General features: G+C 74.1%; 33 protein-coding genes. 22 read left to right on the top strand and 11 right to left on the bottom strand.

Translation table 11 applies throughout. From position 1 onward, the window contains the following. The first annotated feature begins 13 nt into the window (after positions 1 to 13). The 3 genes from AFB00_RS01150 to AFB00_RS01140 all read left to right on the top strand — a co-directional run bounded on the left by AFB00_RS01150 (position 14) and on the right by AFB00_RS01140 (position 1,619). The gene (locus AFB00_RS01150) at positions 14 to 550 is read left to right on the top strand and encodes a GNAT family N-acetyltransferase (protein ID WP_231974149.1); all 537 of its coding nucleotides are present in this window, start codon (positions 14 to 16) and stop codon (positions 548 to 550) included. Between the two features lie 117 nt (positions 551 to 667). Then, on the top strand, positions 668 to 1,105 hold the full coding sequence (locus AFB00_RS01145) for a YdeI/OmpD-associated family protein (protein WP_231974148.1): 438 nt from the start codon (positions 668 to 670) through the stop codon (positions 1,103 to 1,105). Positions 1,106 to 1,121: 16 nt separating this feature from the next. Continuing rightward, positions 1,122 to 1,619 carry an HIT family protein gene (locus AFB00_RS01140; protein WP_068795657.1) on the top strand — a complete coding sequence of 166 codons (498 nt, stop codon included), beginning with the start codon at positions 1,122 to 1,124 and terminating at the stop codon, positions 1,617 to 1,619. On the opposite strand, the gene AFB00_RS01135 is transcribed toward AFB00_RS01140, so the two are convergent. Continuing rightward, positions 1,598 to 2,545, bottom strand: a complete 948-nt coding sequence (locus AFB00_RS01135; protein ID WP_068795656.1) for an AraC family transcriptional regulator — start codon at positions 2,543 to 2,545, stop codon at positions 1,598 to 1,600. The two genes, AFB00_RS01140 and AFB00_RS01135, sit on opposite strands and share 22 nt — an antisense overlap. Positions 2,546 to 2,618: 73 nt before the next feature. Here AFB00_RS01135 and AFB00_RS35710 point away from each other — a divergent pair, with 73 nt between their 5' ends. Further along, positions 2,619 to 3,089, top strand: coding sequence for an SDR family NAD(P)-dependent oxidoreductase (locus tag AFB00_RS35710; protein ID WP_335726554.1), 471 nt, complete (start codon positions 2,619 to 2,621; stop codon positions 3,087 to 3,089). After that, the gene (locus AFB00_RS35705; RefSeq protein WP_335726553.1) at positions 3,077 to 3,652 is read left to right on the top strand and encodes a hypothetical protein; all 576 of its coding nucleotides are present in this window, start codon (positions 3,077 to 3,079) and stop codon (positions 3,650 to 3,652) included. Before AFB00_RS35710 ends, AFB00_RS35705 begins: the two co-directional genes overlap by 13 nt. Before the next feature lie 74 nt (positions 3,653 to 3,726). Here the strand turns inward: AFB00_RS35705 and map are convergent, their stop codons facing one another. After that, positions 3,727 to 4,530: a type I methionyl aminopeptidase gene (map, locus tag AFB00_RS01125; RefSeq protein WP_068795655.1), complete on the bottom strand. Its 804-nt coding sequence runs from the start codon at positions 4,528 to 4,530 to the stop codon at positions 3,727 to 3,729. A 72-nt stretch (positions 4,531 to 4,602) separates the two neighbouring features. On the opposite strand from map, the gene AFB00_RS01120 reads away from it, so the two are divergent. Continuing rightward, complete coding sequence (locus AFB00_RS01120; protein ID WP_068795654.1) at positions 4,603 to 5,211, top strand: phosphotransferase-like protein; 609 nt, start codon at positions 4,603 to 4,605, stop codon at positions 5,209 to 5,211. A 6-nt stretch (positions 5,212 to 5,217) separates the two neighbouring features. Here AFB00_RS01120 and AFB00_RS01115 read toward each other — a convergent pair whose 3' ends face one another. Next, positions 5,218 to 5,796 (bottom strand): AAA family ATPase, encoded by a 579-nt coding sequence (locus tag AFB00_RS01115; protein WP_197519712.1) that lies wholly within the window; start codon positions 5,794 to 5,796, stop codon positions 5,218 to 5,220. 32 nt (positions 5,797 to 5,828) lie between these two features. Between AFB00_RS01115 and AFB00_RS01110 the strand changes: the two genes are divergently transcribed. Beyond that, a complete protein-coding gene (locus AFB00_RS01110; RefSeq protein ID WP_068795653.1) occupies positions 5,829 to 6,218 on the top strand; it encodes a GNAT family N-acetyltransferase in 390 nt (129 codons plus the stop codon). 82 nt (positions 6,219 to 6,300) lie between these two features. Further along, positions 6,301 to 6,921: a GyrI-like domain-containing protein gene (locus AFB00_RS01105; protein ID WP_068795652.1), complete on the top strand. Its 621-nt coding sequence runs from the start codon at positions 6,301 to 6,303 to the stop codon at positions 6,919 to 6,921. Here AFB00_RS01105 and AFB00_RS01100 read toward each other — a convergent pair. Then, positions 6,911 to 7,297 (bottom strand): winged helix-turn-helix transcriptional regulator, encoded by a 387-nt coding sequence (locus tag AFB00_RS01100; protein WP_068795651.1) that lies wholly within the window; start codon positions 7,295 to 7,297, stop codon positions 6,911 to 6,913. The genes AFB00_RS01105 and AFB00_RS01100 overlap by 11 nt on opposite strands. 78 nt (positions 7,298 to 7,375) lie before the next feature. Here AFB00_RS01100 and AFB00_RS01095 point away from each other — a divergent pair, with 78 nt between their 5' ends. After that, complete coding sequence (locus AFB00_RS01095) at positions 7,376 to 7,786, top strand: RidA family protein (RefSeq protein WP_068795650.1); 411 nt, start codon at positions 7,376 to 7,378, stop codon at positions 7,784 to 7,786. A gap of 13 nt (positions 7,787 to 7,799) precedes the next feature. On the opposite strand, the gene AFB00_RS01090 is transcribed toward AFB00_RS01095, so the two are convergent. Then, on the bottom strand, positions 7,800 to 8,837 hold the full coding sequence (locus AFB00_RS01090) for a YdcF family protein (RefSeq protein ID WP_083275166.1): 1,038 nt from the start codon (positions 8,835 to 8,837) through the stop codon (positions 7,800 to 7,802). 302 nt (positions 8,838 to 9,139) lie between these two features. Here AFB00_RS01090 and AFB00_RS01085 point away from each other — a divergent pair, with 302 nt between their 5' ends. Continuing rightward, on the top strand, positions 9,140 to 11,632 hold the full coding sequence (locus tag AFB00_RS01085; protein WP_068795649.1) for an ATP-binding cassette domain-containing protein: 2,493 nt from the start codon (positions 9,140 to 9,142) through the stop codon (positions 11,630 to 11,632). Here AFB00_RS01085 and AFB00_RS01080 read toward each other — a convergent pair. After that, complete coding sequence (locus AFB00_RS01080) at positions 11,617 to 12,606, bottom strand: phosphotransferase (RefSeq protein ID WP_083275165.1); 990 nt, start codon at positions 12,604 to 12,606, stop codon at positions 11,617 to 11,619. The two genes, AFB00_RS01085 and AFB00_RS01080, sit on opposite strands and share 16 nt — an antisense overlap. Positions 12,607 to 12,667: 61 nt before the next feature. After that, the gene (locus AFB00_RS33795; protein ID WP_068795648.1) at positions 12,668 to 12,919 is read right to left on the bottom strand and encodes a hypothetical protein; all 252 of its coding nucleotides are present in this window, start codon (positions 12,917 to 12,919) and stop codon (positions 12,668 to 12,670) included. Between the two features lie 129 nt (positions 12,920 to 13,048). On the opposite strand from AFB00_RS33795, the gene AFB00_RS33790 reads away from it, so the two are divergent. From AFB00_RS33790 to AFB00_RS01050, 5 genes are all read left to right on the top strand, one after another. Beyond that, positions 13,049 to 13,711, top strand: a complete 663-nt coding sequence (locus AFB00_RS33790) for a GOLPH3/VPS74 family protein (RefSeq protein WP_068795647.1) — start codon at positions 13,049 to 13,051, stop codon at positions 13,709 to 13,711. Positions 13,712 to 13,880: 169 nt separating this feature from the next. Next, positions 13,881 to 15,035, top strand: a complete 1,155-nt coding sequence (locus AFB00_RS01065; protein WP_083275163.1) for a sensor histidine kinase — start codon at positions 13,881 to 13,883, stop codon at positions 15,033 to 15,035. Continuing rightward, positions 15,032 to 15,739 carry a response regulator gene (locus AFB00_RS01060; protein ID WP_068795646.1) on the top strand — a complete coding sequence of 236 codons (708 nt, stop codon included), beginning with the start codon at positions 15,032 to 15,034 and terminating at the stop codon, positions 15,737 to 15,739. Before AFB00_RS01065 ends, AFB00_RS01060 begins: the two co-directional genes overlap by 4 nt. A gap of 46 nt (positions 15,740 to 15,785) precedes the next feature. After that, positions 15,786 to 16,886 carry a DUF3500 domain-containing protein gene (locus AFB00_RS01055; RefSeq protein WP_231974147.1) on the top strand — a complete coding sequence of 367 codons (1,101 nt, stop codon included), beginning with the start codon at positions 15,786 to 15,788 and terminating at the stop codon, positions 16,884 to 16,886. Beyond that, entirely contained in the window at positions 16,883 to 18,022 is a 1,140-nt protein-coding gene (locus AFB00_RS01050) for a DUF3500 domain-containing protein (protein WP_068795645.1), read from the top strand. The genes AFB00_RS01055 and AFB00_RS01050 overlap by 4 nt, the downstream gene beginning before the upstream one ends. A 1-nt stretch (position 18,023) precedes the next feature. Here AFB00_RS01050 and AFB00_RS01045 read toward each other — a convergent pair whose 3' ends face one another. The 3 genes from AFB00_RS01045 to AFB00_RS01035 all read right to left on the bottom strand — a co-directional run bounded on the left by AFB00_RS01045 (position 18,024) and on the right by AFB00_RS01035 (position 20,784). Beyond that, positions 18,024 to 18,524 (bottom strand): Lrp/AsnC family transcriptional regulator, encoded by a 501-nt coding sequence (locus tag AFB00_RS01045; RefSeq protein ID WP_156819320.1) that lies wholly within the window; start codon positions 18,522 to 18,524, stop codon positions 18,024 to 18,026. A 38-nt stretch (positions 18,525 to 18,562) separates the two neighbouring features. Then, complete coding sequence (locus AFB00_RS01040; protein WP_068799890.1) at positions 18,563 to 19,825, bottom strand: FAD-dependent oxidoreductase; 1,263 nt, start codon at positions 19,823 to 19,825, stop codon at positions 18,563 to 18,565. 134 nt (positions 19,826 to 19,959) lie between these two features. Then, the gene (locus AFB00_RS01035) at positions 19,960 to 20,784 is read right to left on the bottom strand and encodes an SAM-dependent methyltransferase (protein WP_068795644.1); all 825 of its coding nucleotides are present in this window, start codon (positions 20,782 to 20,784) and stop codon (positions 19,960 to 19,962) included. Between the two features lie 273 nt (positions 20,785 to 21,057). On the opposite strand from AFB00_RS01035, the gene AFB00_RS01030 reads away from it, so the two are divergent. The 3 genes from AFB00_RS01030 to AFB00_RS01020 all read left to right on the top strand — a co-directional run bounded on the left by AFB00_RS01030 (position 21,058) and on the right by AFB00_RS01020 (position 23,637). Next, positions 21,058 to 21,951, top strand: coding sequence for a helix-turn-helix domain-containing protein (locus AFB00_RS01030; protein ID WP_068799889.1), 894 nt, complete (start codon positions 21,058 to 21,060; stop codon positions 21,949 to 21,951). 260 nt (positions 21,952 to 22,211) lie between these two features. Next, positions 22,212 to 22,439, top strand: a complete 228-nt coding sequence (locus AFB00_RS01025) for a DUF397 domain-containing protein (RefSeq protein WP_068795643.1) — start codon at positions 22,212 to 22,214, stop codon at positions 22,437 to 22,439. A 145-nt stretch (positions 22,440 to 22,584) separates the two neighbouring features. Further along, on the top strand, positions 22,585 to 23,637 hold the full coding sequence (locus AFB00_RS01020) for a class I SAM-dependent methyltransferase (RefSeq protein WP_068795642.1): 1,053 nt from the start codon (positions 22,585 to 22,587) through the stop codon (positions 23,635 to 23,637). A gap of 8 nt (positions 23,638 to 23,645) precedes the next feature. On the opposite strand, the gene AFB00_RS01015 is transcribed toward AFB00_RS01020, so the two are convergent. Continuing rightward, the gene (locus tag AFB00_RS01015) at positions 23,646 to 24,551 is read right to left on the bottom strand and encodes an ABC transporter substrate-binding protein (protein WP_068795641.1); all 906 of its coding nucleotides are present in this window, start codon (positions 24,549 to 24,551) and stop codon (positions 23,646 to 23,648) included. Positions 24,552 to 24,685: 134 nt separating this feature from the next. Between AFB00_RS01015 and AFB00_RS34450 the strand changes: the two genes are divergently transcribed. Genes AFB00_RS34450 through AFB00_RS01005 form a run of 4 tightly spaced genes read left to right on the top strand, consistent with a single transcriptional unit; the run spans position 24,686 to position 26,329 of the window. Beyond that, positions 24,686 to 24,853 (top strand): hypothetical protein, encoded by a 168-nt coding sequence (locus AFB00_RS34450; protein ID WP_231974146.1) that lies wholly within the window; start codon positions 24,686 to 24,688, stop codon positions 24,851 to 24,853. Next, a complete protein-coding gene (locus AFB00_RS01010; RefSeq protein ID WP_231974145.1) occupies positions 24,850 to 25,446 on the top strand; it encodes a phytanoyl-CoA dioxygenase family protein in 597 nt (198 codons plus the stop codon). The genes AFB00_RS34450 and AFB00_RS01010 overlap by 4 nt, the downstream gene beginning before the upstream one ends. Next, the gene (locus AFB00_RS31195) at positions 25,425 to 26,033 is read left to right on the top strand and encodes an AraC family transcriptional regulator (protein ID WP_335726552.1); all 609 of its coding nucleotides are present in this window, start codon (positions 25,425 to 25,427) and stop codon (positions 26,031 to 26,033) included. The genes AFB00_RS01010 and AFB00_RS31195 overlap by 22 nt, the downstream gene beginning before the upstream one ends. Beyond that, a complete protein-coding gene (locus tag AFB00_RS01005; RefSeq protein ID WP_231974520.1) occupies positions 25,922 to 26,329 on the top strand; it encodes a VOC family protein in 408 nt (135 codons plus the stop codon). The genes AFB00_RS31195 and AFB00_RS01005 overlap by 112 nt, the downstream gene beginning before the upstream one ends. The last annotated feature ends 23 nt before the right edge of the window (positions 26,330 to 26,352 follow it).

Genomic DNA, 26,352 nt, shown 5'->3' with positions numbered 1-26,352 from the left:
GACCGTTGCGATCGTGGCCGATGATGTGACGCCGGGCGGTGGAATCGTCCTGGGGACTCCCCGGCTGCTGCTCCGGCCGTGGCGGGTGACCGAGGCCGCCGTGCAGCGTGAGCTGTGGGCCGAGCGGGACCCACGGGTCCCGCCGCACCGCCGCATCGATGCCGACGGGCGCCCCACGGTCGCCGAGATCGAGGAGTCGATCCGGCTCTCCCCGGTGTGGTCGACCGGGCTTCCGGCCATCGAGCGGCGGTCCGCCCATGACGTCGTCGGCTACTGCGGTCTGATCGACAGCGAGGAGACGCCGGACGGGGAGCCGGAGCTGGCGTTCGAACTGTTGCGGCGGGTGTGGGGCCGGGGCTACGCCACCGAGGCCGGGCTGGCGATCCTGGAGCGGGCACGGTCGTCCGGGCACCGACGGCTGTGGGCGACGGTGTGGGGCTGGAACGTCGCCTCCTGCCGGGTGCTGGACAAGCTCGGGTTCGTCGAGACCGGGCGGAGAGAGGCCCACGTGGTTCACGGGGCGAACCTGGTCTTCTCGAGACGGCTCTGACGCTGTCGCCGGACCTCCGGGCGCGGAACGCCCGTCGACAGCGGTCCGGGCACGACGGTGCCGTCGGCGCGGCCATGGCGATACGGTATCCGGATCCGGGGCGGAAGGATGCTGACGATGATCCGTTTCAGGACGACGGTCGAGCTGGGTGGGAAGACGGCGACCGGCTTCCGGGTGCCCGGCTCGGTGATCGAGGAGCTGGCCGCGGGGCGGAGGCCGCCTGTGCGCGTGCACATCGCCGGGCACGTCTACCGCAGCACCGTCGCCGTCTACGGCGGTGTCCACATGCTCCCGCTCAGCGCGGTGAACCGGGAGTCCGCAGGGTGCGCAGCCGGTGACGAGGTCGAGGTCGGCCTCGAGCTCGACACCGGGGAACGAACCGTCGTCGTCCCCGACGACCTGGCCGCGGCGTTGGACGATGCGGGTCTGCGCGGTGTGTTCGACGGTCTGTCGCCCAGCAGGCGCCGGGCCCGGGCGGACGATGTCGTGACGGCCAGACTGGCGCAGACCCGGCGGCGGCGCATCGCGCGGATCGTCGAGGATCTGGGCTCGTGACACGGGATCGACCGGCGTGACCGGCTACCGCGCGTTCGACTTCGACGCCTACGCCCGGCGCGTCCGGCACGGCCCGTGCTTCGTCTGCGCGACGCGCGACGGACACCCCGACTACGTGCACGAGATCCTCCACGACGACGCCGACACGATCGCCTTCCTGGTCCGCTACCCGAGGTTGCTCGGACACTGCCTCGTCGCACCGAAACGGCACGTCGAGGACTGGGTGCACGAGCTGGACGAGTCGGAGTTCGTCGCGTTCCAGCTCGTCGTCCGGCGGATCGCGCGGGCGGTCGCGGCCGCGCTGCCGACCGAGCGGACGTACGCGCTGAGTCTCGGCAGCATGCAGGGCAACGCGCACGTGCACTGGCACGTCGCCCCGCTCCCGCCGGGCGTACCGTACGCCGAGCAGCAGTTCCACGCCCTCATGCTGGAGAACGGGGTGCTCGATCTGCCTCCGGGCTCGCACGCGCAGGTGGGGGAGCGGATCCGTCGTCAGCTCCGCGGATCCGGGTGAGCCGGTGCCGCGCGGACCCGGTCGCGGTAGTGCGCGGGAGCCTCACCGACGACGCGTTTGAACGCCGTGCTGAACGCGCTCTCCGACGCGTAGCCGAGCGTCGAGGCGAGGGCGCGGATCCCGGTGTCCCGGTCGCGCAGCGCCCGCCGGGCCAGCAGCATCCGCCAGCGGGCCAGGTAGGCCAGCGGCGGCATCCCGGCGGCGGCGCGGAACCGGTCGGCGAACGTCGTCCGGGACATCGCGGCCGCGGCGGCCAGCTCGTCGAGCCCCCATGCGCGGCCCGGTTCGGCGTGCATCCGGGACACGGCGGGCCGCAGACCCGGGTCGGTCAGCAGCCGCAGCCAGCCGGACGGCAGCCGGGCCTGCTCGGCGTAGGTACGCAGGACCTCCAGCGCCAGCAGGTGCCCGCGCTGCCGGATCGCGAACGCCGAACCCATCCGCCCGGCCGTCAGCTCGTCGACCACCCGGTCCAGCTCGTGGCGCAGCGTCGCCGCGGTGGGGGCCGACGCCCGCACCACCCCGGCCGGCGGCAGCGCCGGGAGGAGCAGGGCCCGCCCGGCGTCGTCGAGATCGATACGGCCGCCGATCAGCACGTTCCCGGCGCCGGCCCGTTCGGCACCCGCCGACAGCAGGAAGCGGGAGCCGAGCCCGTCGGTGATCGTGACGCGCGGACCCGTGCCGGTACCGCCGCGCAGCCGTAACCAGGAACGTTCGTTGAGGACGGCGACGTCACCGGGGCCGAGGTGCAGCGGCGGGCCGAGGCCGTCGGTGGTCAGCTCGACCCGGCCGGTGACCGAGGCGATGAGCTTCGTCGACTCCTGCAGCGGTTCGCGCATCTCCCAGCGGCCGCGCAGGGCGAAACCGTCGGAGAGCACGCCGCGGACCTCGACCAGGTCGAGAGCCTGGGAGAGCTGGTCGTCGGGCACCTCCGTACTCTCGCGCACGGATACCGGACCGGCAATGATTCCGCGTTCGGTGCAGCGGCCCGACGATGGACGCATGACGAACGAACAGCATCCGATGGGCTCCGGCTTCACCGCGGCGTCGACCGCGGATGAGGTACTGGCCGGCGTCGACCTGACGGGACGCCACGTCGTCGTGACGGGCGGGCACACCGGCCTCGGCGGGGAGACGACCAGGGCACTCGCCGGTGCGGGCGCCTCGGTCACCGTGGGAGCGCGCAGCCCCGAGCGGGCGGAGGAACTGCTGGCGGGTGTCGACGGCGTCGGGATCGACCGGCTGGACCTGGCCGATCCCGCGTCGGTCGAGGCCTTCGCCGGGCGCTACCTGGCGTCGGGACGGCCGCTGCACGTACTGGTCAACAACGCCGGCGTGATGGGCGGCCCGCTGGTCCACGACGCGCGCGGCCACGAGTCGCACCTCGCCGTCAACCATCTCGGGCACGCCCGGCTCACCCGTGCGCTCCTGCCCGCGCTCCTCGCCGCGGGGGAGCCCGGGTGGTCACCCTGACCTCCGGCGGGCACCGGCTGTCCGACATCCGGTGGGAGGACCCGGACTTCGCACGGGGTGGCTACGACGATCTGGGCCTCGTCGGCTACGGCCAGTCCAAGACCGCGAACATCCTGTTCACCGTGGAGCTGGACCGGCGCTACGCCGGCCGCGGGATCCGGGCCTTCGCGGTGCACCCGGGCGTCATCGCGGTCACCGGCCTCGGCCCGTTGCGTGCTCCGGGCGAACCGCTCGCCGGCGACGACGGGACGGTCCGTGCGTGGCGTTCCGCGGGACTGTTCGACGACGGGGGCGCGGCCGTCGTCGACCCCGCGAACGGCACGAAGACGATCCAGCAGGGCGCCTCGACCACGGTGTTCGCGGCCACCAGCCCGCTGCTCGACGGCCGCGGCGGGCTCTACCTGGCCGACAACGACGTCGCCCCGATCGACCCGGACGCCCTCGCCGACCCGATGGCGTCGGCGGACGTCGCCCCGCACGCGGTGGACCCCGGATCGGCCCGTCGCCTGTGGGAGATCACCGAGCGGATGCTGGACGACGACCGGGCGGAGGTAATTGGTTAAAAAGCCTTGTGAGCATTACTCGGGCCGGCTGGGTTCGGCGTCGGCGATCCCGTGCACCGATGCCGGGGGAGTCGTCAGTGCGCCGCCCGGACGCGGGCGGGCAGTGTGAGGATCTCCGGGCCGTCGGCGGTGACGGCGACGGTGTGCTCGATGTGGGCGGCGCGGGTCCAGTCGACGGTCCGCAGCGTCCAGCCGTCGGGGTCCTCGACGTAGGCGTCGGTGCCACCGGCGATGAGCATCGGCTCCAGCGCGAGGACCAGGCCCGGGCGCAACCGGAGGCCGCGGCCGGGGCGCCCCTCGTTGGCGACGTGCGGCGCCTCGTGCATCTCGCGCCCGATGCCGTGCCCGCCGTGGTTCTCCATGAGTCCGTACCCGGCGCCGCGGGCGACCCGGCCGATCGCGTGCCCGATGTCGCCGAGGCGGGCGCCGGGCACGGCGGCGGCGATGCCGGCGTCGAGCGCGGCCCGGGTGGTGGCGATCAGGTCCTCGTCACGGCGGGTCACCCCGGGTTCCGGGTGCTCGCCGACGACGAAGGAGACGGCCGCGTCGCTGCTCCACCCGTGCAGGCGGGCCCCGGTGTCGACCGAGAGCAGGTCGCCCGCGGCGAGTACGTGGTCGCCCGGGATGCCGTGCACGATGGCGTCGTTGACGCTGATGCAGGCCACCGCAGGGAAGGGTGTCGACGCCGGGCCCGGCCGGTAGCCGAGGAACAACGCCTCGGCGCCGGCGGCGGCGATGACGTCGGCGGCGACCGTGTCCAGGTCCTTCAGGCGGACGCCGGCCACCGCGGCCTCCCGGACGGCGGCCAGCGCGGCGGCGGTGACCGCACCGGCCGCGCGCATCAGCTCGATCTCGGCCGGGGTCTTCAGTTCGATCACCGGTGACGCTCCTCGGATTGGGATAACTATCCCGGTATTAGTATCACGGTCGATCGACGGGCGGGGGAGCGGATGGGGATCGCGATCGTCGTCAACGGGCCGTCGTCGGTGGGGAAGTCGACGCTCGTGTCGGGCCTGCAGGGCCGGTCGGCGGTCCCGCTCCTGCGGTTCGGGGTGGACGAGCTGTACCGGATGGTCCCGGCCGGCTGGGCGGGCGGGGAGCCGGATGCCCGGCACGGGGAGCGGGGGTTCCGCTACCTGCCGGACCCGGCGCACGGGCCCGGCGCCCGGCGCATCGTGAACGGTCCCGACGCCATGGCGATGCTCCGGGCGCACCACGCCGGTGTGCTCGGGATGCTGCGCGCCGGGCACCACGTCGTCGTCGACGGGCAGGCGTACGAACCGTCGCTGGACGCGGAGTTCCGCCGGGCCCTCTCGGGGGCGGCCGGGTGCGGGGTGGAGTCCAGTGTGGTCGAGCTGCGGGCGTCGGGGGAGACGCTGGCGGACCGGCAGGCGCGGCACGACCACCCGGCTGGCCTGGCGCTCGGGAACGCCGCACGGGCGGGCGCGTTCACCGCGCCGGATCTCCTGCTGGACACGAGTGGCCTGTCGGCCGACACCGTCCTCGACCGGGTGTGGGACCGGCTGGTGTCCCGGCACCCGGTCCTGCGTCCGGCCTGAACCCGCTCAGCCGGGTTCCGCGCCGACCGCGCGCCGGAGCGGACCGGCCAGCCAGTCCCGGACCTCGGGACCCGACCGCAGGCGCACGACGGGGAGGTCCGGATCCTCCGACCGCGCCCGGGTGACGTGCTCCGCCGGTGAACGGCGCGTCGACACCGCCCAGCGCACGATGTGCTCCCGATCGGTGAGGACCTGCCACAGCGGCGGCTCGATGTTGCCGTTCCAGAGGACCTCCCGGCGGACCCGGCGGCGCACGGTGCGGCGCACGACGCGCGGGAACGTCGTCGTCCAGAACGGCGGGTCGAGCCACACCAGCAGGTCCGCCCGCCGGGTGATGAGGGGCCGGGCGGTGGAGTACTGCCACTCGGTGACCCACGACGCCCGGGCCACCAGGTCCCGGACGTCGTCGAGGAACTCCGCCCGGCGCCGCCAGCCCGGTCCGTGGTGCAGGGCGTCGAGCTCGGTGTGCGGGACACCGGTGATCCTGGCGATCGCCCGCGCCGTGGTCGTCTTCCCCGATCCGGAGACCCCGGCGACCGTGATCCGGTACGGCCGCCGCGGCAGGGGGCTGTCGTGAGCGAGCACCGGCGGACCCTAACCGGCCCTACCCTCGCGCCATGGCGATCACCTACGAGTGGCGGGGCACCCTCGACGATACGTCCCTCGGTGAGCTGTTCACCGAGGCCGGCCATGCGACCGGTGGGACCGGCCGGGTCGCACGCCTGCACCGGCACAGCCTGGGCTGGGTCTGCGCCCGGGACGAGAGCGGGCTCGTCGGCTTCGTCAACGTCGCCTGGGACGGCGGGACGCACGCGTTCCTGCTCGACCCGGTGGTGCGGCCCGCGCGACGGCACGCCGGGATCGGCTCGGAGCTGGTGGGGGCCGCCGTGCGGGGTGCCGCCGCGGCGGGCTGCGCGTGGCTGCACGTCGACTTCGCCGAGGACCTGCGGCCGTTCTACCGCTCCTGCGGGTTCCGGCCGACGGAGGCGGGACTCGTGGCGCTGTGAGCGCCCGCGGAAAACCACTGAGCGACGGTCTGTCCTTTCTGTACCGTTCGTCCCTCATCGCGCGACCGAGGAGACCGAAACCATGGCGGGGTACGACGTCAAGAAGGACCACCCGGAGCTCTACGCCCCGAAGCCGGGTCGGATGGGCACCGTGCAGGTGCCGGAGTTCCGGTTCCTGCAGGTCGACGGGCACGGTGACCCGAACACCACGCAGGCCTACGCCGACGCCGTCGCCACGCTGTACGCGGTGTCCTACGCCGTGCGTGCGGTCGCCGGGCGCGAGCTGGACCGGGTGCACACGGTCGCTCCGCTCGAGGGGCTCTGGAGCGCCGCCGATCCCGAGGTGTTCGCCACGCGGGACAAGGCGCGGTGGGACTGGACGATGATGATCGGCCAGCCCGAGTGGATCACCGACGCGATCGTCGAGGAGGGCGTGGCCGCCGCCGCGAAGAAGGGGGTGGCCGCGCTCGACGGGCTGCGGTTCGCCCGCTACGCCGAGGGGCTCAGCGTCCAGGTGCTGCACCTGGGCTCCTACGACGACGAGGGGCCGGTCCTCGCCGAGATGCACGACGTCTACCTGCCCGGCAACGGCTACACGTGGAACGGCCGGCACCACGAGATCTACCTGTCCGACCCGCGCCGGACGGCGCCGGAGAAGCTGCGGACCGTGCTGCGTCAGCCGGTCCGGCCGGTCACCGGCTGAGCTCGGCCGCCTCGGCGGCGTCGAACCGGTCCCGTGCCCGTTCGATCCGCGGCATGGCCGTGCCGGCCCACGCGAGCAGCACCTCGACCGGGTGCCGGAGCGTCTTGCCCAGGGCGGTGATCCGGTACTCGACGGCGACCGGCCGCGAGCTGAGCAGGACGCGCTCGACGATCCCGTTGCGTTCGAGCCTGCGCAGCGTGGCGGTCAGGGACTTCTGGGTCACCACCGGGATCGCCCGCCGCAGCTCGTTGAACCGGCAGGGGCGTTCGCACAGCTCGTTGAGCACGGCCAGCGACCACTTGTCGAGGATCTGGTCGAGCAGCTCGCGGTGGGGCGGGGTGACCACGAGCGGGCTCGCGGCAGCGGTATCCGGCACGACACCTAGTCTCGTTGAAGTGTCCTCGATCCACCAGGTATCAGTGAGATACCTGTTCGATCCAGCCGAGGAGACACCATGGCCGTCCACCGCCTCACCCCCGACGGGCTGCTGCAGCCGACCCCGTACCACCACGTCGCCGTCGGCACCGGGACCCGGCACGTCCACGTCAGCGGGCAGATCGCCCGCCGGGCCGACGGGACGCCGGTGGCACCCGGTGACCTCGCCGGGCAGGTCGCCCACGCGTTGCGGAACACCGCGACCGGGCTGGCCGGCGCCGGCGCGACGTTCGACGACGTGCTGCGGCTGACCTTCTACGTCACCGGGTGGACGCCGGACCGGATCACCGAGTTCATGGCCGGGGTCGAGCAGGTCGCCGGGGAGATCGGCCTGCCGGTGCCGATGCCGCCCGCGTCCCTGATCGGTGTCGAGGTCCTCTTCGAGCCGGACGTGCTCGTGGAGGTCGAGGCCACCGCCGTCCTCGACTGAGCGCTTCCGGTCCTCAGGCGAACGCCACCAGCGCCGCGGGCAGCGGGACCGCGACGACCGCCAGCAGGACCGCGTTCGCCACCCGGTGCTCGCGCAGGATCGCGACGAACTCGCGCAGCACCGCGCTGGGCCAGTAGTAGCCGGCGGTCGGTGCGCCGACCGCCTGGGCGTCGATCCCGAGCCGCCGCGCCAGCATCGCGGCCCGGAAGGCGTGGTAGTTGCTGGTGACCATGAGCCCGGGGCCGGGCCCGCCCTCGGCCCGGACCAGCGCGTCGGTGAACCGCAGGTTCTCCTCGGTGTTGCGCGAGGCCGTCTCCGCACGTGCCGTCGCGGGATCGGCACCGTGCTCCAGAGCCCAGCGGCGCATCGCCTCGCCCTCGGCGAGGTGCTCGTCGCTGCCCTTGCCGCCGGACAGGACGAGCATCCGGGCGTCCCGGCGCCGGAACTCGGCGAGCCCGGTGCGGATCCGGGACGCCAGCAGCGGCGGCACCGTGCTGCCGTGCAGGCCGGAGCCGAGCACCACCACCCAGCCGGCGGGGCGGTCGCGGACCAGCCGGGCGTAGAGCTTGGCGTAGCCGAGGAAGGCGACGAACTGGAACGCGAGCACGTAGGCGCCGAGCGCGCAGACCAGCCACAGCGCCTTGAGCCAGATCGGGCCCGCGACCAGTACCGGGACCGCCGCCACCAGCAGGACGACCACCAGCAGCCCGGCGAGCAGGGACAGCGAGTTGCCCAGGCTGGCCCGCTCCCGTCGCAGCATGACGATGCCGTTGAGGATCAGGAACACCGCGAACACCAGCGCGAGCAGCGGTGAGGTGACGGTGACCAGCGCGATGAGCCCGAAGACCGGGTTGGCCCCGGCGACCCCCGGAGCGGCGACGACGTTCCCGAGCAGCAGTGCCGCGCCGAGCAGCCAGTAGGCGTTGCTCAGCCGCCGCGGCTCGCGCCGTACCCGCCGTAGGACCAGCACGATCCCGACGACGGTCAGGACGAGCGGCGCGACGACGAGCAGCAGGACGAGGGCGGCGACCGACAGGGCGGGGAAGGACACGCCGCCATCCTCTCCCGGCCACGTTCGGTAGCCGGAAGGACACGGAACGTCCTACCCGATCGTGCGGCCACGACCGGTCGTCCTGTGGCACCATCGCCGCCGTGACCAGCGGCGACGACCGGTGCCGGCGGGCCCCGCGCGACCGGTCAGGAATCGAGAAGCCCTCTCCGGTGATGCCGCCCTAGCGTGATCGCCGTGGCCGAGACCGCGGTCGACGTGGCCCGGACAGGCGCACGCGAAACGTTCTCGGTACGCCGTACGATGAAAGCGACGACCATCCCGCACCTCACCACGGAGAGTCGATGAGCACCTCTTCCTCCACCTCGCACGCCGCCGACACCCACGACCTCATCCGGGTGCACGGCGCGCGCGAGAACAACCTGTGTGACGTCAGCGTCGAGATCCCGAAGCGCCGGCTCACCGTCTTCACCGGGGTGTCCGGGTCGGGGAAGAGCTCGCTGGTGTTCGCGACGATCGCCGCCGAGTCCCAGCGGATGATCAACGAGACCTACAGCACCTTCGTCCAGGGGTTCATGCCGACGCTGGCCTGGCCGGACGTCGACCTGCTCGACGGCCTGACCACGGCGATCATCGTCGACCAGGAGCGGATGGGCGGCGACGTCCGCTCCACGGTCGGGACCGCCACCGACGTCGGGGCGCTGTTGCGGATCCTGTTCAGCCGGGTCGGGCAGCCGCACGTCGGCTCGGCGAAGGCGTTCTCGTTCAACGTCGCGTCGATCAGCGGGTCCGGCGCGGTGACGGTGGAGAAGCACGGCCGGCAGGTCAAGGAGCGGCGGGACTTCGAGATCGTCGGCGGGGCGTGCCCGCGCTGCGAGGGCCGCGGTGCCGTCTCCGACTTCGACCTGACCGCGCTGTTCGACGAGACCAAGTCGATCGTCGAGGGCGCGCTGACCATCCCGAACTACTCGGTCGACGGCTGGTACGGCCGGATCTTCGCCGGCTCCGGGTTCTTCCCCGGTGACAAGCCGATCAACACGTTCACCAAGCCGCAGATGGACGCCCTGCTCCACAAGGAGCCGACCCGGATCAAGGTCGACGGCATCAACGTCACCTTCGAGGGACTGATCCCGCGGATCCAGAAGTCCTTCCTGAGCAAGGACCGGGAGGCGATGCAGCCGCACATCCGTGCGTTCGTGGACCGGGCCATCGTGTTCCGGACCTGCCCGGACTGCGAGGGCACCCGGCTCTCCGAGCTGGCCCGGTCCTCGCGGATCGACGGCGTGAACATCGCCGAGGCGTGCGCGATGCAGATCTCGGACCTGGCCGGGTGGATCCGGGAGCTGGACGAACCGTCCGGAGACGGAGCGCAGCGGAGCTCGACCCTCGGCGCCGGAGACGGAGCGCAGCGGAGCTCGACCCTCGGCGCCGGAGACGGAGCGCAGCGGAGCTCGGCCGTGAGCGGAGTCTCGCCGCTGCTCGCCTCGCTGCGGGAGACCCTGGACTCGTTCGTCGAGATCGGGCTCGGCTACCTCTCGCTGGACCGCCCGTCCGGCTCGCTGTCCGGCGGCGAGGCCCAGCGCACCAAGATGATCCGGCACCTCGGCTCGTCGCTGACCGACGTCACCTACGTGTTCGACGAGCCCACCATCGGCCTGCACCCGCACGACATCACGCGGATGAACGACCTGCTGCTGCGGTTGCGGGACAAGGGCAACACCGTGCTCGTCGTCGAGCACAAGCCGGAGACGATCGTGATCGGCGACCACGTCGTCGACCTGGGTCCCGGGGCCGGGAGCGACGGCGGCCAGGTGGTCTACGAGGGCACGGTCGAGGGCCTGCGGGCCAGCGGGACCCGCACCGGGCGGCACCTCGACGACCGGGCGTCGCTGAAGGTGGACCTGCGGACCCCGACCGGTGCGCTGGAGGTGCGCGGGGCGAGCAGCCACAACCTGCGCGACGTCGACGTCGACATCCCGCTCGGCGTGCTGACGGTCGTCACCGGGGTGGCGGGATCGGGCAAGAGCTCGCTGATCCACGGCTCGGTCGCGGGCCGCGACGGCGTCGTCGTGGTCGACCAGGGCGCGATCAAGGGATCACGGCGCAGCAACCCGGCCACCTACACCGGGCTGCTGGAGCCGATCCGCAAGGCGTTCGCGAAGGCCAACGGGGTCAAGCCCGCCCTGTTCAGTGCGAACTCGGCGGGGGCCTGCCCGAACTGCAACGGCGCCGGGGTGATCTACACCGACCTGGCGATGATGGCGGGCGTCGCGACGACCTGCGAGGTGTGCGAGGGCCGCCGGTTCGACTCCTCGGTGCTGGAGTACCGCCTCGGGACCGGCGACGAGGCCAGGGACATCAGCGAGGTGCTGGCGATGTCGGTGGCCGAGGCCGAGAAGTTCTTCGGCGCCGGGGACACCCGGGTCCCGGCCGCGCACCGGATCCTGGAGCGGCTCGCCGACGTCGGCCTCGGTTACGTCAAGCTCGGCCAGCCGCTGACCACCCTGTCCGGCGGTGAGCGGCAGCGGCTCAAGCTCGCCGTCAACATGGGGGAGTCGGGTGGGATCTACGTCCTCGACGAGCCGACCACGGGGCTGCACCTGGCCGACGTCGAGCAGCTGCTCGCCCTGCTGGACCGGCTGGTCGACGGGGGGAAGTCGGTGATCGTCATCGAGCACCACCAGGCGGTGATGGCGCACGCGGACCGGATCATCGACCTGGGCCCCGGCGCCGGGCACGACGGTGGCCGGGTGGTGTTCGAGGGGACCCCGGCCGAGCTGGTCGCCTCCCGGGCCACCCTCACCGGCGAGCACCTCGCGGCCTATGTCGGCGGCTGAGACCCGGCCGCGAGGTCGGCGACCGTCTGCAGCAACCCCTCCCAGGCGGTCCGGCCGTCGGCGTCGTCGGCGTGCGGGGCGCGGAACCAGCGCAGGAACTCCCCGAGATCGGCCAACCGCCAGCGCAGCCGGTACAGCTCCAGGGCGTACGGGTCCGGCTCGGTGCCGGTCAGCGCGGTGTAGGCCGACAGGTCCCCGCCGACGACGGCGAGGTCCCGCTCCGGCACACCGAGACCGACCGTGTCCCAGTCGATCAGCAGGAAACCCTCGGGGGTGCCGAGCAGGTTGCCGGGGTGCGGCTCGCCGTGCGTCACCACCGTCGCCCGGCCCGAGTGCGCCAGCCGGTGGGCCAGTGCGTCGGCCTCGGCCAGCCGGGCCCGGATCGCACCCGCGTGCGTGACGACGGCCTGGCGTGCCGGTTCGGAGTACGGCCCGCCGCTCCACGAGACCTCCTGCTGCGCGAGCGCCCCGTCGATCACCGCCCGGTCCGGGACCTCGGGCACGTGGACCGGGACACCGGCCGGCGGGGACGCGGCGTGCAGCCGGGCGAGCAGCCCCAGCACGTCGTCCCGGTCGGACCGGCCGAGCTCGGTGAAGAAGTCGTGGTGGACGCCGTCGACGTGGGCGAACAGGGTCAGCGCCCAGCGGCCGTCCAGATCGGAGACCGGCTCGCCGTCCAGCGCCGGTTCCGCGGCGACGACGAAGGACAGGCCCGCGGCGCGCAGCGCCGACGCGGTGCCCACGGCGGCCCGGTAACCGGCGAGCGCCGTCGCCGGTGTCGGCCCGCACTGCGGCTTGTCGGCGAGGTCGGAGACCTTCACGAACCAGCGGCGGCCGTCGGCCCCGGTCGTCTCCCAGTGGTAGTCGCCGAAACCGACCGGGCGGTAGTGCAGCTCACCGGCCCGGACGCCGTGGTGGGCCGACAGCGCGGCGCGGACGTCGGCGTCGGTGAGGTCGGTGGGGCGGTGCTCCATGCGGGGGAGGATCTCGCGGGCGGGCGCCGAGGTCGAGCCCGATTCGGGCGCGGTGCCCGGTTCAGCGACGCAGTGCGTCCCGGATCTCCTGCAGTACCTCGGTCTGGTCGCGGACTGCGCCGATCAGGGCGGTGATCTGGTCGTCGCCGTGGCGCATCTCCTGGTAGAGGGCGCTGATGGCGTACGCGGTCGCGGCGGTGTGCCCGTCGGTCGCCTCGGCGTAGTCCCGGGCCCGGTCCGCGGACTCCAGCAGCTGCAGGGCGTGTTCGATGACGTGCTGACCGCTCTCGCGGTGGCTCTGCGGTTCGGGCATGCCCGGATGGTAATCATCCGGGTGACGAGTGGCGCCCCGACTTCCGTCGTGCATCGGACGACCTTCGCCGGGTGTGCGCCCACCGCGTCGTGGGCGAGGCTCGGTCCCGCAGGCGGCGGGGGAGGGTCCATGGACGACGATCGGGGCGCGCAGCCGGAGCGGGTGACGCTGCCGGAGCGGGTCGCCCTGGTGCTGCTCGACCCGGGCACCGGGCGGTTCGTCGTCGACCGCCAGCGCACCGAGCGCGCGTTCGCCGGGGCGGTGCTGCTCGATCTCGCCGCCCGCGGATGGCTGGAGACCGACGGCTACCGCCATCCCCGGCTGCGGCTGGTCGCGGGCGCCGGTGTGGACGTCGTGGCCGCCCGGGCGACCCGGCTGCCGGTCGGCTGGTTCCGCGCCCGGCGGGGGGTGACCCGGCTGGTCCCGGGACTGCGGTCGGCGGTGCTGGAGTCGCTCGTCGCGGGCGGGTACGTCGAGCGGGAGCCCCGCGGCCTCCTGCGCCCGGCCCGGTGGTGGCCCGACACCGGCCTGCGCGACACGCTGCGGGCCGGAGCGGCGGCCGCGTTGCGCGACGGCCACGCGGTCGACCCGGACGTGGCCGGGCTGGTCTCGCTGCTGCACGCCGTGCGCGCCGAGCACCGGGTGCTCGACGGCAGGCGGCGCGAGCTGCGCGACCGCGCCCGGATCGTCGCCGACGGCGACTGGGCCGGTCCGGCGGTCGCCGCGGCCGTCCGGGAGGTCCAGGCCGCCTCGGCGGCGATGACGACGGCTGCCGCCGGGAGCAGCTCGTGACGGCCCCCGGGGGGTGCCGGTCGTGTGGTGGGGTGGACCCGTGGGGGGCGTCCACGCCCGGGCGGGGGATGGGGAGATCCTGACCGCCACCACCGGCCCGGCGGGTGGGTCCGGTGTCCGTGACGGACATCGGACCCACCCGTTCCGGTGGCTGCCCTATGGTCGACGCGTGTTCCGCCCCGCCGTCATGTCGGTGGTCCTCGTGGTCCTCGTGGCAGCGGGCGGTCTCACGACGGGGGTGGCGCACCGGGTCGACGATCCCGGCCGGATCGCGCTGCTGCTGCTCGGCGTGGCCGCGCTCGCCTGCATCCCGCTGCGCTACCGGTACCCGTGGCCCTTCGCGGTCGGCGCGATCCTGGTGGGCACCGTCGCGCCGCTGGCCACCTACCTGCCGCTGGTCGCGGTGTTCGTCGTCGCGACCCGGCGCCGGGCCGGGGAGACCGTGCTCGTGCTGCTGCTGTCGGTCGGCGCGGCCGCGTACACCATCCTCGGCTCCGCTCCGGACCTGCGGCCGGCCTCGGTCCTGCTCGGCGGCGCCACCGGTTTCCTGGCCATCGCGGCGGTCGCCGGCCTGCTCACCGGCATCCGCCGGGCCGTCCTCGCCGATCTCCGGGAGCGGCTGGCCCGGGCGGAGACGGACCGGGCGGTGCGCGACGAGCAGGCCAGGGTGGCCGAGCGCCGCCGGATCGCCGGGGAGATGCACGACCGGCTCGGGCACCGGCTGGCGCTGCTCTCGGTGCACGCCGGCGCGCTGGCGCTGCGTGACGACCTGTCCGCCGAGACGGTGCGGGAGAGCGCCCGGGTGCTGCGCGACACCACGCACCGGGCGATGGAGGACCTGCGGACCATCGTGCAGGTGCTGCACGACACCCCGGGGGCGGGCGCTGCGGCCGACCCGGACGCCCCGGACGACACCGACGACCCGGACGACCTGGCCGGCGTCGAGCACCTGGTCGGGGAGGCGCGGGCCGCCGGGGCGGACGTGTCGCTGCGCTCGACCGCACTGCTGGTCGTGTCTCCGCCGGGGCGGCCGCTCGCCGGGGTCGCCTACCGGGTGGTGCGCGAGGGACTGACCAACGCGACCCGGCACGCGCCCGGCGCCCCGGTGGAGGTCGTCCTCGACGGGCGGCCCGGACGCGACCTGACCGTCACGGTCAGCTCCGGGTGGACCGGGGACCGGCCGGCCCCGGAGGGCGCGGGGACCGGTCTGGTGAGCCTGCGCGAGCGGGTGGAGACGCTGACCGGCGGCACGCTCGCGCACGGCCCGCTGCCCGACGGGTACCGGCTGCGGGCCGTGCTGCCGTGGACCAAGGAGCTGACATGACCGACGAGGCCGCCGACCCACCGGACATCCGGGTCCTGCTGGTGGACGACGACCCGCTGGTCCGGGCCGGGCTGCGGGTGATGCTCGACGGGCACGCGCTCACCGGCACCGGCTCCGGCCCGGGCCGGCGGATCCGGGTGGTCGGCGACGCCGGCGACGGTGACGAGGTGCCCGACGCCGTGCGCGCGGCGCGCCCGCACGTCGTGCTGATGGACCTGCGGATGCGGCGGGTCAACGGCGTGACGGCGACCCAGCGGCTGACCGCGGAGCCGGACGCGCCCACCGTCGTCGTCCTGACCACGTTCGACGCGGACGAGCACGTCGTGCGGGCGCTGCGGGCCGGTGCCGGCGGGTTCCTGCTGAAGGACGCCGCGCCGGAGGGCATCGTCGAGGCCGTCCGGGCCGCCGCGGACGGGGACGCCGTGCTCTCCCCGGCGATCACCCGGCGGCTGATCGGGATCGTCAAGGGCGGCGCCGGCCCGGTCGACCGGCGCCGGGCCGCCCGGTCCCGGCTGGAGCGGCTGGCGGAGCGCGAGCGCGACGTGGCGGAGGCGGTCGCCCGCGGCGGGTCCAACGCCGACATCGCCGAGGAACTGCACATGTCGGTCGCGACGGTGAAGTCCTACGTCTCGAAGCTGCTGCGGGAGCTGGGGCTGGACAACCGGGTGCAGATCGCGTTGCTGGTCCGCGACGCGGGCGACTGAGATCGACGCCGGTGATCATGGCCCGGCCGGACTACCGTGGCCGGACGTGACCACCCCCGACCCGACCGACACCGGCACCGCGATGCAGGCGGCGGCGCACGCCTGGCTCGACACCCTCGACCGGCCCGCCCGGGCGGCCGGGACCGGTGCCGCCCCCGGACCGGGCGCGCAGGACACCGAGCGGCGGCGCTGGTTCTACACCCCCACCGACCACGGCGGACTGACGCTGTTCGACCAGGACCAGGTCCAGCAGCAACGTGCGATGCAGCTCGTCTCGACCGGGCTGTCCGCGGCCGGGTACGCCACCGTCGCGACGATCATGGGCCTGGAGAACGTGCTGGACCGGGCCCAGGGCTGGCCGGTGCGGCCGGCCCGGAACCGGTTCCGCGACCCGGGGATGTACTACCTGCGGGTCTTCGGCGACCCCGGCCCGACGGGTGCGTGGGGCTGGCGCTTCGGCGGGCACCACGTGTCGCTCAACAACCTGGTCGTCGACGGGCGGGTGGTCGCGACCACGCCGTGCTTCCTCGGCGCGAACCCGGCGTCCACCCCGTTGCTCGGCGGCGGTGTGCTGCGCCCCCTCGGTGCGGCCGAGGACCTGGCCGGGGAGATCGTCCGCGGGATGCCGGCGGAGATCCTGGAGGCGGCCACGCTGAGCGAGACCGCCCCACCCGACCTGGTCACCGCCAACCGGCCGGTGGTCACGCCGGGGGACCGGCCGCTGCCGCCGTCGGCGATCCGCCGGGACCCGGCCCCCGGCGCGGAGCCGGTCGCCGGGACCGAGGACGTGGCGCTGGCCGCGTCCCCCAGCGGCGTCCCGGCCAGCGCGTTCGACGACCGGGCCCGCGACCTGCTGCGCCGGCTGCTGTCGGCCTACCTCGACCGCGCCCCGGTCGGCATCGCCCCGTCCGCCCGGTACGAGGACGACGCGGCCCTGGACGAGGTGCACCTGGCCTGGGCCGGCTCGACCGAGCCCGGCCGGCCGCACTACTACCGGCTGCAGGGACCTCGGCTGTTGCTGGAGTGGGACAACACGCAGGGCGGCGCCGACCACGCGCACTCGGTGTGGCGGGACCCGGAGTCCGACCTCGGCCTGGACGTGCTCGGCGAGCACCTCGCGCAGGACCACCGGACGGACGAGCGATGAGCACCCGGGAGACGGCCGCGGCCATGGCGGGAGCGGCGCGGGCGTGGCTGGACGCGCTCGACACCGGGCAGCGGGACCGGGCCACCGGCACCGCCCCGACCGGTGACGACACGCTCGACGCCGAGCGCCGCCGATGGTTCTACACCCCCACCGACCACGGCGGGCTGACCTTCCACGAGCAGCTCCCGCCACAGCAGCGGAAGGCGATGGAGCTGCTCGCGGCCGGCCTGTCGCCCGCCGGCTACGTCACGGTCGCGACCGTGATGGGCCTGGAGAACGTCCTCGACCGGACCGAGGGCTTCACGACCCTGTTCGACCGCACCCGGGGCCGCGACCCGCAGATGTACTACCTGCGGGTCTTCGGGACGCCGGGGGACACCGGGACCTGGGCGTGGCGGTTCGGCGGTCACCACGTCTCGGTCAACATGCTGGTGGCCGACGGCGAGGTCGTCGCCTGCACCCCGTGCTTCCTCGGCGCCGACCCGGCCACCTCGGAGCTGCTGGGCGGCGCGGCGCTGCGCCCGCTCGGCCCGGTCGAGGACCTCGCCCGCGACCTCGTCCGGTCGCTGCCGGGCGAGCTGCGGGAGCGGGCCGTCCTGCTGGACAAGGCCCCGCCGGACCTCCTCACGGCGAACCGCACCGACCCGGCCGACGGAGACGACTGGATCCCGCTCGCCGGCATCTGGCGCGACCGGTTCGCCGCGGAGTCCGAGCAGACCGCGCTGCAGCGGGCGAGCGACGGCATCGAGGAGCGCGCGTCCTTCACCGCGGCCGAGCGCGAACGGGTGCGGCTGCGTCGGGAGCCGAAGGGCGTCCCCGCCGCCGAACTCGACGCCGAGGGACGCGAGCTGCTGCGGGCGCTGGTGCGGACCTACCTGTGCCGGGTGCCCGACGCGCTCTCCCCGATCACCCGCTACGACGATCCCGCGGCACTCGACGCCGTGCACCTGGCCTGGGCCGGCTCGCTCGTCGACGGCGCCCCGAGCTACTACCGGCTGCAGGGCCCGCGGTTGCTCCTCGAGTGGGACAACACCCAGCGCGACGCCAACCACGCCCACTCGGTGTGGCGGGACCCGTCGGCCGACTTCGGTCTCGACGTGCTCGGCGCACACCGGTCGGCGCACCACCTGGCCTGACTCAGGAGCGGTAGGCCGGTGCCCGGCTCGGGGCCTCCCGGTGCCGGCTCTCCAGCAGCGGCCGCCACCGCGGCGCGACCAGGGTGGACAGCACGACGACGCTGGTCGACCGGGCCACCAGCGGTGACCGGCCCAGCGCGAGCAGGGTGTCCTGCAGGTCCTCGTGCGACGACGCGGCCAGCCGGCACATCACGTCCGACGAGCCGGTCGTCGCGTACGCCTCGGTGACCGACGGCAGCGCGGCCAGCGCCTCCGCGACGTCGGCCAGCTCGCCCTGGGCGATCTCCAGCGTCACGAACGCCTGCACCCCGTACCCGGCCGCCGGGAGGTCGACGTCCGGGCCGTAGCCGGTGATCACCCCGGCCCGCTCCATCCGGTCCAGCCGGGCCTGGACGGTGCCGCGGGCGACGGTCAGCACCCGGGACAGCTCCAGTGCCCCGGCCCGCGGCCGTTCCCGCAGCGCGGCCAGCAGGTCGACGTCCAGGGCGTCCAGCGACAGCACGGCCGCAGCGTAGTGCCCGATCGGTCCGTCGCGGGGGATCAGGCGTCGCTCGGGACGGCGTCGCGGCGGGCGAAGGCCGGCGCCCGCTCCGGGCGGAACCCGACCCCGACCAGGTAGGCCGGCACGATCTGCAGCCACGGCAGGCGCTGCACGGCCCGCAGCAGTGCCTCCGGCGGGCCGCTGGGGTCACCGGCCAGCGCCGGGCCCGCGACGGCGGCGTGCATGAGCCGCTGCAGTCCCTGGACCAGCATCGTCGGCACCCGGCGCCGGCCGCGGACCCGGGCGAGCTCGCGCGGGCCGGCGCCGCCGCGCTGCAGCGGGGCGGCCAGCAGGGTGGCGGTGGCGACGGCGTCCTGGATCGCCAGGTTGATCCCCACCCCGCCGATCGGGGACATCGCGTGGGCGGCGTCGCCGATGCAGAGCATGCCGTCGACGTGCCAGCGGTGCAGCCGGTTCAGCCGGACGTCGAGGTGCTTCACCTCGTCCATCGAGGCCAGCTCGTCGACGCGGTCGGCGAACTCGGGGATCAGCTCGGCGACGTCCGCCCGGAACGCCGCGATCCCGTCGGCCCGCAGCCGGTCGTCGCGGCCCTTGGGGGCCAGATAGCCGATCTGGTAGTACCCCTCGCGCGGGATGACGACGGCGAACCGGCCCGTCCCGATCCGGGGGACCAGCGCGGCCCGGGTCTCGTCGGCGTGCCGGGGGAGCCGGAACCACCAGGTGTCGAACGGCACCGGGTACTCGGTCGCGGGCAGCCCCGACCCGTCGCGCAGCACGGAGTGCCGGCCGTCGCAGGCGACCGTGAGGTCGGCCCGGATCTCGCCGTCGACGTGCTCCCCGGCACCGGTCGTCGTGCGGTAGCGCACGCCGACCACCCGGCCGTGCTCCCGGACGACCGAGGTCGCCCGGGTGTCCATCCGCAGCCGGAAGGTCGGCTCGGCGCGCCCGGCGTCGGCGAGCAGGTCCAGCAGGTCCCACTGGGGGACGAGCGCGACGTAGGGGTGCCGCACACCGACCCGGCCCAGCAGGTCGAAGTTCCCGACCCGGCGGGACCCGCCCGCGCCGTCGGGGAGCAGGACCTCGGTGACCCGGCTCTGCGGCAGCGCGGCGAAGCGCTCGCCGAGGCCCAGCGCGTCGAGCAGGTCGAGGGTGGACGGGTGCACGGTGTCGCCGCGGAAGTCCCGCAGGAAGTCGCCGTGCTTCTCCAGCACGGTCACCTCGACCCCGGCGCGGGCCAGCAGCAGCCCGAGCATCATCCCGGCCGGCCCGCCCCCGACCACGCAGCACGTCGTGCGCTCCATCCCGATCACCTCTTTTTCAACCGGCGTTGAATTAAGAGGAGTATGCGCCCGCGGTCCGCGCCGGCGCAACCCGCGCACGAGAGAGGCCCACGACGGCGGGGTGCCGTCGTGGGCCTCTGCGGGGCGCGCGCGAGTTACCTCTTGATGCCGATCCCGGCCACGATGCAGCGCTGGACCGGGTCCTCGGTGCGCAGCTGCGGGCCGTCCGGCCACCACTGGTAGCAGGGGACGATGCCGGGATTGATCATCTCCAGGCCGGGGAACAGGCCCTCGATCTCCGACCGCGTCCGGAACCGGCCGCTGCCCATCGGGCTGTGCACGAAGATCTGCTCCATCCGGCGGGCCAGGTCGCTGTCCTCGTTCTCCGGGTCGAAGAAGTGCGCGACCGCGAAGACCGAGCCGACCGGCAGCCGCTCGACGTAGCGCTGCATGACCTCCTGCGGGCGGTCGGAGTCGTCGAAGTGGTGGATGGTCCCGATCTGGAACAGCGCGACCGGCCGGTCGAGGTCGAGGAAGTCCTGCACCACCGGGTCGTCGAGCACCTCGTCGGGCCGGCGGATGTCGGCCGCGGTGAACCGGGTGAACTCGTTCTCCTCCAGCAGTGCCCGTCCGTGCGCGATGACCGTGGGGTCGTTGTCCACGTAGACGACGCGGGACTCGGGCTGCAGCCGCTGCACGACCTGGTGGGTGTTCTCCGCGGTGGGGAGCCCCGAGCCGCAGTCGAGGAACTGGGTGATCGAGGTCTGGGTGGAGAGGAACCGCGCCGCCCGGATGAGGAACGCGCGGTTGTCGACGGCCAGCTCGTTGACCTCCGGCGCGATCTTGCGGACCCGCTCGATCGTCTCGCGGTCGACGGCGTAGTTGTCCTTGCCGCCGAGCGCGTAGTCGTACACCCGGGCGATGCTGGCCTTCGAGGTGTCGATGTAGGCGGGGGTGGTTCCCTCGGACGGCTGGGACATCGGCGGGTCCTCACTGGAGTGGTCGCGGGGTCGGTGCCGAGCCATCGACGGTGGCGTCGATCACTGCGCACGTCACCGTAGCGGACCCGTCCGCCGGACACGGCCGGTGATGGGAATGATCTCCAGCGTGTCCGAGGGGGCTGGTCAGGACGCGTTCGATGTGTAATGTGGAACGCCGACCGGCACCACGTACCGCGTCCGGCGGGCTCCCCGAACCGCCCCCGGACCGGATCCGCCGGACCGAGCCGTACCGACCTGCAGGAGCCCGCCCCGGTGGTCCCGAGCCCGAACAACCCCGAGTCGACCTCGGGTGACCGCGGTCCGACCGCGCGGCGCATCGTGCTGGGCTCCCACCTGCGGAAGCTGCGCGAGCGGGCCGGGATCAAGCGCACCGACGCCGCGTACGAGATCCGCGGCTCGGACTCGAAGATGAGCCGGCTCGAGTCCGGCAAGGTCGGTTTCAAGAAGCGCGACGTCTCCGACCTGCTGACCCTCTACGGCGTCGGCCCGGGCCCGGAACGCGACAACGTGCTCTCGATGACCGACGAGAGCAACGAGAGCGGCTGGTGGGCCCGGTACAACGACGTCGTCCCCGGCTGGTTCGAGGACTTCGTCGGCCTGGAGAGCTCGGCGTCCCGGATCTCCAGCTACGAGCTGCTGTTCGTGCCGGGGCTGCTGCAGACCGAGGCCTACGCCCGGGCCGTGGTCAGCGGCGGGCACGCCGACCTCCCGCCGACCGAGCGGGCCGACGTCGAGAAGCGGCTCGAGGTGCGGATGCGGCGCCAGCGCGTCCTGCACCGCAAGGACGCCCCCACCCTGTGGGCCGTGCTCGACGAGTCGCTGCTGCACCGGCCGGTCGGCGGGCGCGCGGTGCACAAGGCCCAGCTGCAGTACCTGCTGGAGCTGTCGGCGCTGCCGAACGTGATCGTGCAGCTGCTCCCGTGGGAGCTGTCGGGGTACGGCGCCGAGCACGCGTTCTCGATGCTCCGTTTCGCCGAGCCCGAGCTGCCCGACCTGGTCTACCTGGAGGAGATGACCGGGTCGTCCTACCTGGACAAGCGGGCCGACGTGGAGCGCTACGGGCGGGCGATGGACCGCCTGACGGTCGACGCGCTCTCGCCCGACCGGACCAAGCAGGCCATCTCCGGGGCGATCGCCGACCGCTGAACGGCCCACCGGGCTGCGTCGTCCGGACGTCACCGGCTCCGGCGGACGGATCTCCGCGACGAGTGGTCGGTCGGTGCCGGACCGCCGTGACGTCGTCCGCCCGGCCGGGCTCGCTCGACCGCTGAAGGCCGGTAGTGCGCAACCGGGCGCGGTACGACGACCGCCGGGCGCTCGCGGACGTCCTCGCCGCGACGCAGTCTCGCGAACGCGCTAACTTCGTCGCACAGGAAAATGCACGTGCAGATGAGGTGAACGTTCGCATGGATCAGATGCATCTGTCCGGCCCCGCGTCGATCGACGCGCTGGCGTGGCGCAAGAGCGTCCGGAGCGGCTACCAGGGCAACTGCGTGGAACTCGCGGTGGCCGACGGCGATGTCGCGGTCCGCAACTCCCGCGACCCGCACGGCACGATCCTCGCCTTCCCCGCCTCCGGTATGGCGGCCTTCCTGTCGTCGATCAAGGGTGGCGAGCTGGACGACCTCGCCTGAGCGGCGAGCGTCCCCACGAACCTCCCGCGGGCGGCCGGCCCGACCCCGGCCGCCCGCGGTGAGTCCGAACCACCGCGGCGGCGAGTCCGGCCACATCGGACCGCAACGGGCCCGATCCGGGCCGGCCGCGGAGTAGTAAGAACGGGTGAGCCGACCCGACCAGGCAGCTGCCCCCTCCTACCGGGGAGCCAGCGCGCACTACCTCTCACCGGCCCGGCGTGATCCGGTCAAGATCCTGTCGGAGGAGCCGGTCACCCGGCGGGTCATCGCCGCGGCGCTCGCGGCCGTCGGCCGTGGCCCGGACGATCCGGTCCGGGTGCTCGACGTCGGGGCCGGGACGGCGGACGGGTGGAACCTGCTCACCGCCCCGGCCGCGGACGCGCCGGGGCTCGTCGATCCGGCCCGGCTCCGCTACGTCGGTCTCGACGTCGACCCGGAGATGGTGCGCACCGCCCGCCGGACGATCGACTCCGACTCCGCCACGTTCGTGCTCGGCGACGTGCGCGGTGCGCTGCCGGACGGGCCGTTCGACCTCTACCTGTCCTGCGGGGTCCCCTACTCGCACCTGACCCGCACCGAGTTCGTCGGTGCGCTGCGGTCGGTGCTCGCCGCCGTCGCGGGCCGTGGGCGGCGGGCGGCCGTCGTCGTCGACGTGCTCGGCCGCTACTCCGTGGAGTGGCGGCCCCGCTGGCACGCTGAGCGCTGGGACTACGCGATGAGCTTCTTCGCCGGGGGTGGCGCGACCATCTCCGAGCCGATGACGTTCTACGGCCGCGACCGGCTGGACGCCTGCGTGGACGCGGCGCTGCCGGGTACCGGTGCACGAGTCGTGTCCCGGACCGCCGTCGACCGCTCGGTGCTGGTCGGCAGGCACACCGCCACCGGGTCCTTCCACCCGGAGGTGCCCCGGTTCCGCACGCTGGTGAACGACCTCGTCCGCGCCCCGCACCGGGTGTGCCCGGACGACCTGGCCTTCGTCCCCGCGACCTCGGGCGCGCCCGCCGAGGTCCTGACCTGGCTGGCCGGCTTCGCGGACCGGTGGAATGCGGTGCTGCGGCCCTGGGCGGGAGCCCGCGGCCTCGACGACGCCGACGGTGCCCGGCTCGCGCACGCGCTGCTCGACCTGGAGCGCGCCGCCGGGCCGGGGCTCGGCGTCGGCCACTCGCTGACCATGACGCTGATCGTCGAGCCGGGGTGAGCGGTGCGTCAGCCGCCGAGAATGCGGTCGATGTCGTCGAGCACCCGGCGGCCGCCGAGCGGACCGACCCCGGTGATCCAGTACGACTGGTCGACCACGTGCAGGCGCGGGAACGCCTCGTCCCGCACGGCGGTGACCGACGGCGGGACCGCATCCGGAGCGGCCGGGTCCACCGCGGTCACCAGCACCTCGTCCGCCCGCGCCTGCAGGACCAGCTCGGGCGAGAGATCGACCGAGATCGAGCCCTCCCAGTCCCGCGGCGGGATGGTGAACCCCGCGCACTCCAGCGTCGCGCCGGCGAACGAGGTGGGGCCGTACAGGGTGAGCTGCCCGTCCCGGGGCCGGATCAGCTGCGCGGTGCGGCCTTCCGTGCCGTGCGCGCCGGCGACCTCGGCGCACCGGTCGGTGTAGTCCCGCAGCAGCTGGTCGGTCTCGGCCTCGCGCCCGACGGTCCGGCCGACGAAGCGGACGTTGTCCTGCCACGGATCGGCCTGCGAGGCCATGAAGGCGGTCGGGGCGATCGCGGCGAGCTGGTCGTAGAGCTGGGCGTGCCGGGACTCGGTGCCGAGCACGAGGTCGGGCTGCAGGGCCGCGATCCGCTCCAGGTCGGGTGCGGCGACGGTGCCGACCGTCGGCACCGCTGCGGCGGCCTCGCCCAGGTAGGCGGGCACCCCGGTGGACTCGGACAGCACGGCGGTCCCGACCGGGATCGCGCCGAGCGCGACCGCGGTGTCCAGCTGGACCGGTTCCAGCACGACGATCCGCTGCGGGGCCGCGGGCACCTCGGCGGTGCCCCGGGCGTGCGGGACCGGCCGGGTCGTGGCCTCGTCCGCCGGTGCGGCGGGTCCGGCGCAGGCGGTGAGCAGGCACAGCAGTACGGCCAGTGCGGGGAGCACGATCCGGGGGACGGGCACCGGTGGCCTCCTCTCGGTGAGCTCCCGTCGGCGCCGGGAGTGAGGTGAGCCTAGCTTCACAGTGACCCCCGGTGACGTCCGGTTCGCGTCATTCCGGTGTCGTCGTCCCCGCCGGTGGCCCACCATGGCCGGCGATGACCGAACGATTCGCCCGGGACGGCTACGTCCACCTGCCCGGCGCCTTCTCCCCGGAGCTGGCCGCCCGCTGCCGGGACCTGCTCGCCGCCCGGCTGCGTACCGGGGCGTCGACCTGGACGATCCCGCCACCTGGACCGGGCCCGTGGTCCGTGTGGAGTCCATGAGCGAGCCCGAGTTCACCGACTCGGCGGGAACGCCCGCACTGCGGGCGGCCTACGACGCACTCGTGGGCCCGGGCCGCTGGCGGCCGCGGATCGGGATGGGCAGCTTCCCGATCCGGTTCCCGCACACCGGGGCCCCGGGCGACGACGGCTGGCACGTGGAGGCGTCGTTCGCCGGGCCGGACGACGGCCCGCGGCTCTCGGTCCGCTCCCGCGGCCGGGCGCTGCTGCTGCTCGTCCTCTACACCGACGTGGGCCCGGACGACGCGCCCACCCTGCTCCGCCCGGGATCCCACCACGAGGTCGCCCGGCTGCTCGCCCCGCACGGCGACGACGGCGCGGACTGGGCGGAGCTGTGCCGGCGGGCGGTGCCCGCCACGGCGCACCTCCCGGAGGTCGCCGCGACCGGCCGGGCCGGTGACGTCTACCTGGTGCACCCGTTCGTCGTGCACCGCGCGCAGCCGATGGGTGCCGGAGCCCGCGGCCCGCGGATCATCGCCCAGCCGCCGCTGGAACCGGCGCGGGAGCACGCGTTCGACCTCGACGACCCGCGGTCACCGGCCGAGCGCGTCGTGTGCGAGGCGCTGGGCCGGTAGCCTCCACCCCCGTGCACCCGGTGCCGCTCGACCTGCTGCCCCACCTGCGGCGGGCGCACGACGAGATCGACCGCTGCTACGCGGAGCCACTGGACCTCGACCGGCTCTCGGCCGTCGCGGGGGTGTCGAAGTACCACTTCCTGCGGTGCTTCACCGCGGTCTACGGCCGCACCCCGGCCGCGACCCTGACCCGGCGCCGGATCGAGCGGGCCCAGGACCTCCTGCGCGCGACGGACCTGACCGTGACCGAGGTCTGCACGCTGGTCGGGTACTCCTCGCCGGGATCGTTCGGCTCGCGGTTCCGGCTGCTCGTCGGGACCGGCCCCGCGACCTATCGGGCCCGGTGGACCGCGCGCGGGGCGCCGGGGTCCCCGGGTGCTGGATGTTCATGCGGGGCCTGCCGGACACCGCAATCGAGGAGAGGCCCGCCGGACCGCGGCGTCGCTAGGTTCGGCGCATGCTCACCCACGTCTCGCTGGTCACGCTGTACGTCACCGACCAGGACGCCGCGAAAAGCTTCTACTGCGACGTCCTCGGGTTCGTCGAGGGCACCGACGTCGCGATGGAGGACGGCTACCGCTGGGTGACCGTCACCCTCCCGTCGCAGCCCGAGCTGCAGGTGACCCTGATGAAGCCCGGGCCGCCGCTGGACGACCAGATGGCCGATGCGGTCACCCGATCACTCGCCGCGGGCCGGATGGGTGGTTTCGGACTGACCACCGACGACTGCCGCGCCGAGTACTCCCGGCTCGCGGCACGTGGCGTCGAGTTCACCCAGCCGCCCGCGGAACGCCCGTACGGCATCGAGGCGGTGTTCCGGGACGACTTGGGGAACTGGCTGGTGCTGGTCGAACCCCGTCCCCACGACGGCTCGCCGTTCTGAGGCGCACCGCACCGGGGCGACAC

This window comes from Pseudonocardia sp. HH130630-07 (assembly GCF_001698125.1).
GTDB lineage: Bacteria > Actinomycetota > Actinomycetes > Mycobacteriales > Pseudonocardiaceae > Pseudonocardia.
This window is presented reverse-complemented; position numbering and strand designations above follow the sequence as displayed.